This is a genomic window from Virgibacillus salarius, from assembly GCF_039521925.1.
Classification (GTDB): domain Bacteria; phylum Bacillota; class Bacilli; order Bacillales; family Amphibacillaceae; genus Virgibacillus; species Virgibacillus salarius.
Genome location: NZ_BAAACY010000144.1, coordinates 1 through 12,082, shown reverse-complemented (window position 1 = coordinate 12,082; position 12,082 = coordinate 1). Strand labels below are relative to the sequence as shown.

Genomic DNA, 12,082 nt, shown 5'->3' with positions numbered 1-12,082 from the left:
CCAGCTATCATTTTTTGATAACTGGAATCTTTTTTAACTTCATAAGGGCTAGTTATGTCCCAGCCCCTTTTTCCATTTAGTCGTTTTTGTTGATATTTTTTCGTGATAACATTGGATATAAGCATAATAGTTTTAGTCAGTGTTTCATACGTGTGATAATCCTTTTGATGTAAATAACACTTTCTACACTTTAACACCCTAACCTGTTGACGAATAGATCTTGGATAAATGTCCGATTGGTTCAAAGGCCTTTAGGTCATACCCTTGTGGTAATAACAATCCGTGGTGGATAAACAAAACTCCCAACTGATTAAAGTTTCACTTTATCATAATTAATACATAAGACGCTTGGACACCAAAATAATTAAATCCAATTCTTAACTAACGGAGCATAATTGTTGAAAAGAATAATCATGGCGATTATAATTCAATTATTCAATTAAATAGTTGAATAGATAAGAAGGTGATTTAAATTGTTAAATGAAAGAAATCTAAAAAATTTATTGTATCAAGAATTTGCAAGAATAGGTAAAAGTCTTTCGAGCCCAAAGCGCTTAGAAATTCTTGACATACTATCTCAAGGTCCTAAGTCGGTGGAAGCATTATCAAAAGCAACTACTATGTCTGTGGCAAATGTATCTCAACATTTACAAACTCTTACTAATTCCAGGTTGGTAACGTTTCAGAAAAAGGGGAACTACGTAATCTACGAATTAGCAGATGTAGCCATTTCGAACTTTTTAACTTCTCTTCATAATTTGTCAGAAAAACAGTTTGTACAGGTACAACAAATAAAAGAAGAATTTTTAAATGCTCATCTTGGTATGGATGGGATTACTCTTTCAGAACTTAAAGAGCGACTGGAAAAAGGTGAAGTAGTATTATTAGATGTTCGACCAAAAGAAGAATATGAAAAAGCTCATATTCCAGGTGCTATTTCGATACCAATTGAAGAATTAAGGGAAAAACTCTCTTCTTTACCAACCAATTATGATGTTGTTGCTTATTGTAGGGGGCAGTACTGCCTGATGTCGGTCGAAGCAGTAGAAATTTTAAAGAATAACGGTATAAATGCCCATCGTTTAGAAAACAGCGTTCAAGATTGGCATCAATTCCAAGACAAATCAACTGGGGAATTAAAATGAAATTAGGAATCATTTTAGAAACAAAAGAATCAAAAAAATTCTGGAATGCTTTTAGGTTTGCCAATACTGAATAACAAAAGATCATAACGTTCTTTTTAATGGGTGAAGCCGTTGAATGTGAAAGCATGGAACATGGGAAATTTAATGTAAAAGAGCAAATGAATAAATTTGAAGAGTTAGATGGCGAATTATTGGCTTGTTGAACATGTTTGAAATTAAGATTTTTAGATGAAACAACTTCTTGCCCAATCTCTACGATGAATGATTGTGTAGAGCTTGTAGAATGGGCTGATAAGGTTGTGACTTTTTATGAGATAAAAATTGGAAAGAAGGTGTTTCATTTGTCTACTAAACTAAATGAATTGGCACAAGGTTGTTTAGATAATCCAGAGAACCAAAAAAAATTATATAAACGCACATTAATCATTGTAGTTATCTCTCAAATGTTTGGTGGAGCAGGATTAGCTGCTGGAATAACAGTTGGGGCGTTACTTGCAGAACAAATGCTTGGTACCAACTCATTTGCAGGGTTACCAGCTGCTTTATTTACGTTAGGATCGGCAGGAGCTGCATTAATAGTAGGAAGACTTTCAAATCGTTTTGGAAGACGTATGGGGCTTGCGTCAGGCTTTATAACGGGCGGACTTGGAGCATTAGGTGTTGTAATTGCAGCCATCATAAATAGTGTATTTTTATTATTCATTTCTCTACTCGTATATGGGGCAGGTACTGCAACTAATTTACAAGCCCGCTATGCTGGGACAGACTTAGCAACTAACAAGCAGCGCGCCACTGCTGTAAGTATAGCGATGGTTGCCACCACATTTGGTGCAGTTGCGGGACCGAATTTAGTTGATATTATGGGGGATGTTGCTGTTTTTCTTGGTATTCCAGAATTAGCTGGCCCGTTTATCTTATCCGCAGTCTCATTTATATTGGCAGGTCTTGTGCTTTTCGCTTTTTTACGTCCTGATCCATTTATTATAGCGTTACAAATAAATACGAATAAGCAAAATTCGGAACCTATTGAGAAGAAAAAAATAAATAAAAAAGGAATTACAGTTGGTGCTACCATTATGGTACTAAGTCAAATTGTAATGCTTGCAATTATGACAATGACTCCCGTTCATATGGGAAATCATGACCACAATTTAAGTGCCATCGGACTTGTGATTGGCTTTCATATCGGAGCTATGTACCTTCCTTCCCTCTTTACGGGAATTCTTGTTGATAAGATTGGTCGTCCTGCCATGGCGATTTCTGCTGGAGTTACATTACTCCTTTCGGGTGTTATAGCAGGGGTAGCACCAGGTAATTCTGTATTTCTTCTAATTGTTGCTCTTTCTTTACTTGGATTAGGATGGAATTTCGGATTAATTAGTGGAACAGCTCTGATTGTTGATTCAACAGAAGCTTCAACTCGTGCCAAGACTCAAGGCACAGTGGATGTTTTTATTGCTTTAGCTGGAGCTTCCGGTGGAGCCTTGTCAGGGATGGTTGTTGCTGGTTCAAGTTATGAAACGTTATCGTTTGCTGGAGGGATTTTCTCCTTAATACTCATTCCAATTGTGATCTTATCTCGTGAAAATAAAGAATAACCTTCCTATTTGTTTAGGAATTTAGGTGAGGAGTAGTTAGTGTCTAACCATCCTAACTAATAATGATAGACATTAACTACTTTCTAATAGTCTCGGAAATTATAAAATTAGCCCATATGGATAAATATGGGCGTGTTGAGCCACGTCCAGCTCTACCGCCTAGAAACGATGTGACTTCATGAATCACCTACTATAAGTCATCATCAGCTCGCAAGCTCACCGTGATTCCTTTATCTCCGTTGACTCGCTCCAGTCGCTACGTTTCTAATCGGGAGTTTGCGCTTTTGTTCATTATCAAAATATGCGAACCCATAATAAGTATGAGCTTTAATGTTAGTGTGAGTAATCTTATTTTTCATTTGTTGCGGAGACAATCAACATCATAGGTCTACGAAGTTCGTCTTTCATTCCTGGAACATTTATCATGTTTTCAGGAGGCATAGGCTCTACGATTCGATTAATATGAAATCCATTCTTCAGTAAACCATCTACATACGTGGTTAATGTTTTATGGTATTTAGTTACATTTTCTCCTAAAAAATTCGTCGCTCGCTTGCCTTCATAAAAATAGTTATCTACTGGAAAATGAGCAATGGAACCATCTTCACTATAAATCCAGTCTTGATTCCCATCAGAAGTAAAAATAGGATGTTCCACTGAATAAACAAAAACCCCATCACCTTTTAAGTAACGATGAACATTTTTAGCTATATCAGAAAAAGATTCAATATAATGTAAAGTTAGCGAACTTAGAACAATGTCGAAGGTATTTTCCGCAAAAGATATATCTTCAATGTCTGAATGGATATACTCTACTTTTTTGGATGTTGTTTGTTTTTTAGCAACCTCCAACATTTTTTCAGACAAATCTACCCCTACTACAGAACTTGCTCCTTGTTCTAAAGCATAGATGCAATGCCAACCATAACCACATCCTAAATCTAAGACTTTCTTTCCTTGAAAATCAGGAAGTAATTTCTTTAAGGTTTGCCACTCACCCGCTCCCTCTAGCCCTCTTTTGCTCCGATCCATTTGGCTGTATTTTTCAAAAATGTTTTCATTATCGTAGTCGCTCTCTTTCATTGTTCATACCTCCATGTAATTTTTAGCTGTTTTTGGAAATTACATGGAGTACTTCTCTTTTGTGTACAATCATTAATATCACCTACTTCCTTATTTTTATGTAGATTATACCAGTTTAATATTTCAAATCAAAAGTCAAATCGTAGTTTTTATACCTAAGTTACATCATCAGCATTAATAATTTGTATACCTTCTACTTATAGTGTTAATTAATTATGTTAGTGAGCTGATTTATAGAAAAGTTTATAAAAAATTTATGTAATCTACATCATAGTCTTACAAGGAGATGTATTAAAGGTACAATAATTAGATTAAGAAAAATTCCAGTTAAAACGTTTAAGAGAATTCCTGATTATACCAGGATTATCACTTTTATTCTGAAGGAACTAAGAGTGGAATACCATTATCAGCGAAACTTCACCCTATTAGGACGGCGCACATAGAAAAACTAACCCAAGCAAATTTCTGCCTGGGTTATGTTCAATCAACTATAATGTATTCCTTTCCCTAACCAAGCTGCTGCACTTTCGAATAGTGCTTCAGATACAGTTGGATGTGGGTGGATCATGGACTCCATTTCTTCCACAGTTCCTTCTAAATGTATGAACGATGTAGCTTGGCTAATCATTTCGGTTACATGTGCTCCAACCATAACTACCCCAAGAATTTCACCATACTTCTCATCAGCAATAATCTTCATAAATCCACTGTTTTCTCCTGCAGCAATCGCTTTTCCATTTGCAGCTAAATCAACTTTCTGAGTTTTAACCTTATATCCAGCCTTCTTTGCTTCTAGTTCGGTCATCCCTACGCTAGCAACTTCAGGAAATGTATAAATACATCGAGGCATCGGTAAGTCTTTTTTATGTGTAATTCCCAGAATATGATTAACAGCATATATTCCTTCTTGACTAGCTGCGTGAGCTAACTGATATCCGCCAATTAAGTCACCAACTGCATATATTCCACTAACAGAAGTTCTTAAGTTTTTATCGACTTTAACAAATCGGCCATCAAATTCAACGGACAATTCATCTAAACCGATTACATTCGGTACACGGCCAACTGATAGGAGTACACTATTCGTTTCAAGCCCAACCTTTTCTCCGTTTTTCTCCATTTCAACCACAGTAGGATGAACGTCTTTAAAACCTGTGATTTTAGTATTCGTATGGATTGTTATTCCCTTTGCAACCACCTGTTTTGTCAAGAATGCGGTAGCATCGGGGTCTTCAGTAGGTATTATTCTATCGGCCATTTCTACCAGATCAACCTTTGTGCCTAAACTATTAAACACACAAGCTAGCTCTAGGCCGATTACTCCTCCACCAACAATAACCATATGGGAAGGAACTTCTTCAATATCAAAAATAGTATCGCTCGTATAATAGTTTATTTTATCTAATCTTGGTATTTCAGGAACAAATGGTTGAGAACCAGTTGCCAAAATAACATTGCTTGCTTGGAGACTCTCCGTACCTTTACCTATATCTACCGAAATAGTTTTATCATCGCGTACCGTACCAAAACCTTGATAAAAGGTAATCTTATTCTGACTCAGTAGTCCTTTAATTCCACTGCATAATTGTTTTACAACTTTATTCTTACGGCTCACCATCTCTTCCATGGAGAAAGAAAAATCATTAACGGTAATACCGTAGCAACTAGCGTTTTTAATTTGATTGAATGCTTCTGCATGTTTTAAGAATGTCTTTGATGGGATACATCCACGGTTTAGGCACGTACCACCAAGGTCTCTTCCCTCAATAAGAGCAACAGAAAGACCTGCGTTAGCTGCACGAATAGCAGCAACATAACCACCAGGACCACCACCGACAATAACCAAGTCAAATTTTTTCATGTCGTTTCCTCCTAAACCAATAGGCTATATGGATCTTCTAAAGATTCCTTTAGCTCCGTTAAGAATGCCGCAGCCGGAGCACCATCAATTGCCCGATGATCAAATGATAGACTTAGAACCATCATTGGAAGAATCACAACTGAACCATTAGCTACTACAGGCTTCTCTACAATTCTACCAACTCCTAAAATCGCTGTTTCTGGTGGGTTGATGATGGGGGTGAATCCATCAACTGCATACATTCCTAGATTACTAATCGTGAAGGTACTTCCTCTCATTTCATCAGGAGTTAACCTGTTATCTCTAGCTTTAGCTCCTAACGTCTTACTTGTTTCTGTAAGCTCAGTTAATCCTTTTTGGTTAGCTTGTTTCACAGAAGGAACAATCAATCCATTCTTTACAGCAACTGCTAAACCAATGTTCACTTCATTGTTCATCACGATTTCGTCACCAACTACTGAAGCATTTACTTTAGGATGATTTTCAAGAACATACGCAACCGTCTTCATGATAATTTCTGTATACGAGAGACGATATCCAGTTTGACGTTCGATTATTGGTAATAATGCCTTACGCAATTCCATAGCTTTTGTCATGTCAACGTCACTTGTAAGGGTTACATGCGGAATCGTACGAACACTATCCATCATCTTATCCGCAACCGCTTTACGTAAGCCTTTTAGTTTTACACGCTCACCTGTGGCATGAGTATTTGAGCTAGATCGTGCTTCTTGAGACTCAACAAACGCTAGGACATCCGCTTTTTCAATCTTGCCACGTGGGCCCGTTCCAGTAACCTGACGGAGATTCACACCATTTCCCTTAGCAATTTTCTCTGCAAGTGGTGTTACAAATATTTTATTTCCATTCACATATGTCATAACGTCTAATTCATGTACTCTTCCTTTAGGACCAGATCCGGAAACCATGCTTAACACTACATTATTTTCATGAGCTATGCGACGAGCTGCAGGTGTCGCACGCACTCTCCTATCATTATCCACCACTTCTTCAATTTCTTCCTTAGCAGTTACACCTGAATTTGAATCAGCATCATTCCTAGTTGGCGAAGAATCCATCGTTTCATCTTCTCCTGACTCCCTACCGACAACTTCCGGAGGTGTATCAGAAACTTCTTCTCCAGCTTCACCTATATATCCAACAACCGCATTAACTGGAGCTTCATCATCTACATCGTAGTATCGCTTCAACAAAATTCCTTCTTCATAGGATTCAACTTCTATATTAATCTTGTCTGTCATGATTTCAAAAAGTGGTTCACCGACTTCAACCGAATCCCCTTCTTCTTTGAACCATTGAAGTACGGTACCAACTGCCATCGTACTACTTAATTTTGGCATAAAAACCTCTTTCGCCATGATACCCCCCCTTAAACCTTGTTTAAAGTTTCTTTTGCAGCTTGAATAATATTCGATACTTGTGGAGCATGTGCTTTTTCAAGATCTGGATGATATGGCACAGGAGACGGTGCTCCACCCAGACGTTTAATCGGAGCATCAAGATAATCGAACGCTTCACTTTCTGCAATCATACTAGCGATTTCACCACCGTATCCACCTCGTTTAACCGCTTCGTGAACCACAACCACACGTCCTGTTTTCACTACCGATTTAATAATGGTTTCTTCATCTAACGGTACTAAAGTACAAGGGTCAATCACCTCTATACTGATTCCTTCTTTTTCAAGTTCTGCTGCTGCTTCTAGTGCACGGTGTACCATGATTGCTGTTGCGACAATAGTGACATCAGAACCTTCTCGTTTAACATCCGCTTTACCTAATGGCAGACTATATGCTTCTTCAGGCACATCTGAAGAAGTTTTGTATAATAATTTATGTTCATAAAAAATAACAGGATTGTCATCATCCATTGCGGCCTTCAGTAATCCTTTTGCATCATAGGCAGTAGAAGGTTGAACCACTTTAAGCCCTGGAATATGCGTTACCCATGCTTCTAAGCTTTGAGAATGCTGTGCAGCAGCACCTGTTCCAGAGCCACTTGGAGTCCTCACTACCATTGGGACCTTTCCTTTTCCACCATACATATAACGAATTTTCGCCGCTTGGTTAACAATTTGATCTAATGCTATCGTAATAAAATCTGAGAATTGTAATTCAAGAATTGGTCGCATACCAGTTAGTGCTGAACCTACTGCAGCACCAGCGATACCTGCTTCGCTAATTGGAGTGTTACGAACACGCTCTGGGCCAAATTCCTCTATCATGCCGCGTGTAACACCGAACGCTCCACCATAAACACCGATATCCTCCCCTAAAATAAATACATCCTTATTTTTACGCATTTCTAGACTCATTGCTTCACGTACTGCCTCTAAATAAGTTATCTCTCTCATTTGATTTTCCCTCCTATGCATAAACGTCTGTTAACAAGTCATCTAAAGTTGGCATCGGACTTTCTTCTGAAAACTTAACTGCATCTTCTATTTCTTTCTTCGCAGCTAAACGAAGTTCTTCTGCTGTTTCTTCCGTAAATAAACCAGCATCAATTAAAACTTGCTTGTATCGTTTGATTGGATCTTTCGCACGCCATTCTTTTTCCTCTTCACGTGTACGATATTTCTTCGCATCACTCTTCGAATGACCTTTCCAGCGATATGTTTTGGCTTCGATAAGAGTTGGACCATCACCACGACGAGCACGTTTGATCGCATCATCTGTAACATTCATTATTTCTATAATGTCATTTCCATCAGCAACAACACCAGGAATGCCATAAGCCTTTGCTCGTGTTGCAATGTCGTCCACATTGATCATTTCTTTAACAGACCCTGACATTCCATATTGATTATTTTCACAAACAAAAATAACGGGTAAATCCCAGATAGAAGCTAGATTTACTGCTTCATGGAAGCTTCCTTCGTTCGTGGCTCCATCACCAAAAAAGCAAACGGTTACATAATTCAGATTCTTCATTTTAGCAGTTAAAGCAGAACCTACAGCCAAAGGAATACCACCTGCAACAATTCCGTTTGCTCCTAAGTTCCCCATGTCAACATCCGCGATGTGCATGGATCCACCTTTACCTTTACAATAACCAGTTGTACGACCAAACAACTCTGCCATCATTTTGTCAGCTGTTGCACCTTTAGCAATACAATGCCCGTGTCCTCTGTGTGTGCTCGTGATTTTATCATCAATATCTAATAATGCACAGACTCCGGATGCACTTGCCTCCTGTCCCACAGCTAAATGGGTGGTACCATGAATCATGCCTTTGGCAAAAAACTCATCTACTTTTTCGTCAAAATAACGAATGAGCCACATTTGTTTATACAAACCTACTAACTTTTCGTTACTAATCTTTGGAGCTAATAACTTCTCTTCTGTCAATTTCAATTTCATTCACCCCTATTTTTTACAAATGTTCTTTATGGTTACATTTGTAATAATCATAGTATGTTTAACTGCTTGCGTCAAGGGTTTTAATGCGATATCATTAATTTTTTAATTATTAGTAGTGAAAGCTTAGGTTTATCTGCTTTGTTTCTATTAATATAAAAAGAACAAATTTTGAAATGGTGGTTGGTATACTTCCCCACAAACAATGATGGAACAAAGCCACAATCGCTCGATTAGAAATGTAGCGACTGGAGCGAGTCAATAGAGATAAAGGAATCACGATGTGCTTACGAGCCAATAATGACTTATCTTAGAAAGATGCGTGAAGTCGTCTAGTTTAGGCGCTGGAATTGAACGTGGCTCAACACGCCCATATTTATTCACATGGTTAAAATTTATAATTTTCTTCATTTCCTAAATTAAAATAAAGCCTATTCCATAGGCTACACTGTAGCGGATCCCTCCTTGCTGTTAAGTGATATCTTTCTCCAGATTTATAAACAAAAATTACGGTACATTCTCTATCTACTACTAACTACGATTTAGCTAAACTACTAGTAAATACAAGACAATACTTGCTTAACACGAAATAAACTTCCGTTAAGGATTAACGAAAGTTTATTATTATCTTAACTATTTAATTTCTGAAGGACTTTATCATACATTTCGTCGATACCCATTCCCGTTAATAATGGTACTCCATCTATAACTTTTTCTTTAACGTTTTCTGGTACAAGTGTAGTGGAAATTATTACATCATAATCATCAATTCTTCCTAGTTCATCGCTTATTTTAGACTGATGTAGAGAAACTTTATCATCTAGATTATTGTCTTTAAGCCATTCTTTCACCTTTCCAGTTACGACAGTTGACGTTGCAATACCGGTACCACACATAATTAAAAGTTTTTTCATCATGAATACCTCCAGTTTATCTTTTATTATTGTCCATAAGATGTTAGATAAAAATCATTACATTGCTCTATGATTTCACTTGATAGAGGATCGATATTCGGTTCTTGTAATAATGCATAAAAAGCATATTCAGCAGTCTCTTCTAATATAACCGCAGCCTTTAATGCTTTGTCAATAGACTCACCAATAGTAAAAACCCCATGGTTCTTCAATAATATTGCTGGTGATTCTCCGATGTTTTGAACAATTTCTCTACCAATCTCTTCACCTCCTATAGAAGCAAACCCAGAACATGGAACACGATGTTTAAAAATGTTAGCAGCAGTTGTTGTATAACTAGGAAGGTCTCTTCCTCTTATAGCAAAGCTTGTTGCAAAAGGAGAATGCGTATGAATTACACTATGGATATTTTCCATATGTTTATAAACATATAAATGGCTTTCTGTATCTACGGATGGTTTAAGATCCCCTTCAATTACCTCTCCAGCTAAGTTGACTATAACCATACTTGCAGCAGTCAAGTCATCAAAATCTACACCACTAGGTTTTATAATTACTCGATTAATACCAGGAATACGATAACTAACATTCCCGCTCGTCCATCGTACTAAGCCATTATCCTTAAGCTTTTTGTTTGCCTGACAAATTTCTTCACGTAATTCAGAGTACACACTATGCCACTCCTTCATTAGAGGATTTTAGTTTTTGCTTCGGTTTGATTTTATTCACATAGATTAATCCTAAAAGAATAACTAAGCCTAATGCACCAATACCATACCAGCTAAATACTTTAGGTAACCAGACGAAAACAAATGTTGTCCAAACGGCACCATCTACAAGTGCAGAGATACTTGTGTTTCCTCCCATATCAAAGTTGGCAGCAACTGCTGAATTTGTAAATAGCGGTGCTACCCAAGTAGCAATATATAAACCAACAGCAATATAAACAGAACCAGCAATTACTGTACGAACGATGTTCCCTTTAAAAATAGGAACCATTAAACAGATTAAGAAAGGAATTGTTGCCAAGTCACCAAATGGCAATACGGTGTTACCTGGTAAAAATACTGCTAAGAACAGTGTAACTGGAACAATGATCAATGATGCAGATAATACAGCAGGATGACCTACAGATAACGCACTATCCATACCGATATATAAGTCTCTTCCTGGGAAACGTTTTTTAACAAAGTTCCCCGCAGCCTCAGACACTGGTGATAATCCCTCCATTAGTAATGCAACCATTCTTGGCATTAACATCATGACAGCTCCGGTTTGTACAGATAGCTGTAATACTTCCGAAACATTGTAACCTGCTAAAATACCGATAACTATACCGATTAAAACACCCATTACAGTTGAATCTCCGAAGATTCCCATTCTTTTTTGGATAGATTCTGGATTTGCTTCTAATTTATTAAATCCCGGAATTCTATCAAATAACCAGTTAAAAGGTAATGCAACTAAAAATGACGGTGCAGATGCCCCATGAGGGAAAGTAATATTTTTAAAACCATAAAATTTCTCAATATATTTTGCAAGTATATCTCCTAAGAAAAAGATCAATAGAATGTGAACGATAATCGTAAAGATACCTAATCCAAAATCTCCCGTAAGTGCATAAACTAAAGATCCAGTGAATGCACAATGCCAGTAATCCCAAACATCAACATTTAACGTTCTTGTTAAACCAATACCAAGTAGTATCACATTTGCTGCAATACCAAGTGGGATTGCTAAACTACCTAAAGCAGTACCATATGAAATAGCAGCAGCAGCAGGCCAACCAACATCAATGGTATTTAGTTGGAAGCCAAAGTTGTCAACCATGGACTGTGCAGCTGGTCCTAAACTATCCGTTAATAGTCCAATTACTAGGTTTAAACCAATAAAACCGATACCTACTGTTAATCCAGAGCGAAATGCTTTTCCTGGCTTAGAGCCTAAAACCAACGCAAAAACAAAGATAATGATTGGTAGCATAACGCTAGCTCCAAGATCCACAAACCATTGCAAGTAATCCATAATATTCCTCCCTCTATAAATTAAAATTATCTCAGAATTACTCCGTTTTTCTCCCGTTTACTTTATATCATTCAAA

Annotated in this window: 10 protein-coding genes; 2 read left to right on the top strand and 8 right to left on the bottom strand. The window is 37.3% G+C overall.

Features of this window, described 5'->3' with window-relative positions; translation table 11 throughout:
* The first annotated feature begins 473 nt into the window (after positions 1-473).
* Together ABDZ84_RS17510 and ABDZ84_RS17505 are read left to right on the top strand one after the other, a co-directional pair.
* On the top strand, positions 474-1,145 hold the full coding sequence (locus ABDZ84_RS17510) for an ArsR/SmtB family transcription factor (RefSeq protein ID WP_121605158.1): 672 nt from the start codon (positions 474-476) through the stop codon (positions 1,143-1,145).
* A gap of 209 nt (positions 1,146-1,354) precedes the next feature.
* Complete coding sequence (locus ABDZ84_RS17505) at positions 1,355-2,743, top strand: MFS transporter (protein WP_246484826.1); 1,389 nt, start codon at positions 1,355-1,357, stop codon at positions 2,741-2,743.
* A 348-nt stretch (positions 2,744-3,091) separates the two neighbouring features.
* Here ABDZ84_RS17505 and ABDZ84_RS17500 read toward each other — a convergent pair whose 3' ends face one another.
* The 8 genes from ABDZ84_RS17500 to ABDZ84_RS17465 all read right to left on the bottom strand — a co-directional run bounded on the left by ABDZ84_RS17500 (position 3,092) and on the right by ABDZ84_RS17465 (position 12,006).
* Positions 3,092-3,826, bottom strand: coding sequence for a class I SAM-dependent methyltransferase (locus ABDZ84_RS17500; protein ID WP_166530737.1), 735 nt, complete (start codon positions 3,824-3,826; stop codon positions 3,092-3,094).
* Positions 3,827-4,310: 484 nt separating this feature from the next.
* A complete protein-coding gene (gene lpdA / locus ABDZ84_RS17495; protein WP_343782417.1) occupies positions 4,311-5,687 on the bottom strand; it encodes a dihydrolipoyl dehydrogenase in 1,377 nt (458 codons plus the stop codon).
* 11 nt (positions 5,688-5,698) lie between these two features.
* Entirely contained in the window at positions 5,699-7,066 is a 1,368-nt protein-coding gene (locus ABDZ84_RS17490) for a 2-oxo acid dehydrogenase subunit E2 (protein ID WP_026682504.1), read from the bottom strand.
* 11 nt (positions 7,067-7,077) lie between these two features.
* The gene (locus ABDZ84_RS17485) at positions 7,078-8,061 is read right to left on the bottom strand and encodes an alpha-ketoacid dehydrogenase subunit beta (RefSeq protein WP_026682503.1); all 984 of its coding nucleotides are present in this window, start codon (positions 8,059-8,061) and stop codon (positions 7,078-7,080) included.
* Between the two features lie 13 nt (positions 8,062-8,074).
* Positions 8,075-9,070 (bottom strand): thiamine pyrophosphate-dependent dehydrogenase E1 component subunit alpha, encoded by a 996-nt coding sequence (locus ABDZ84_RS17480; protein ID WP_051388427.1) that lies wholly within the window; start codon positions 9,068-9,070, stop codon positions 8,075-8,077.
* 626 nt (positions 9,071-9,696) lie between these two features.
* Complete coding sequence (locus ABDZ84_RS17475; RefSeq protein WP_026682501.1) at positions 9,697-9,981, bottom strand: PTS sugar transporter subunit IIB; 285 nt, start codon at positions 9,979-9,981, stop codon at positions 9,697-9,699.
* Between the two features lie 26 nt (positions 9,982-10,007).
* Positions 10,008-10,652, bottom strand: coding sequence for an L-ribulose-5-phosphate 4-epimerase (locus ABDZ84_RS17470; protein ID WP_166530734.1), 645 nt, complete (start codon positions 10,650-10,652; stop codon positions 10,008-10,010).
* A 1-nt stretch (position 10,653) separates the two neighbouring features.
* Positions 10,654-12,006, bottom strand: coding sequence for a PTS galactitol transporter subunit IIC (locus ABDZ84_RS17465; RefSeq protein WP_200862580.1), 1,353 nt, complete (start codon positions 12,004-12,006; stop codon positions 10,654-10,656).
* Positions 12,007-12,082 lie beyond the last annotated feature (76 nt).

Coding starts and splice junctions, on each gene's coding strand:
- ABDZ84_RS17500 (WP_166530737.1), bottom strand. CDS start 3,826: ATGAAAGAGAGCGACTACGATAATGAAAACATTTTTGAAAAATACAGC.
- lpdA (WP_343782417.1), bottom strand. CDS start 5,687: ATGAAAAAATTTGACTTGGTTATTGTCGGTGGTGGTCCTGGTGGTTAT.
- ABDZ84_RS17490 (WP_026682504.1), bottom strand. CDS start 7,066: ATGGCGAAAGAGGTTTTTATGCCAAAATTAAGTAGTACGATGGCAGTT.
- ABDZ84_RS17485 (WP_026682503.1), bottom strand. CDS start 8,061: ATGAGAGAGATAACTTATTTAGAGGCAGTACGTGAAGCAATGAGTCTA.
- ABDZ84_RS17480 (WP_051388427.1), bottom strand. CDS start 9,070: ATGAAATTGAAATTGACAGAAGAGAAGTTATTAGCTCCAAAGATTAGT.
- ABDZ84_RS17475 (WP_026682501.1), bottom strand. CDS start 9,981: ATGAAAAAACTTTTAATTATGTGTGGTACCGGTATTGCAACGTCAACT.
- ABDZ84_RS17465 (WP_200862580.1), bottom strand. CDS start 12,006: ATGGATTACTTGCAATGGTTTGTGGATCTTGGAGCTAGCGTTATGCTA.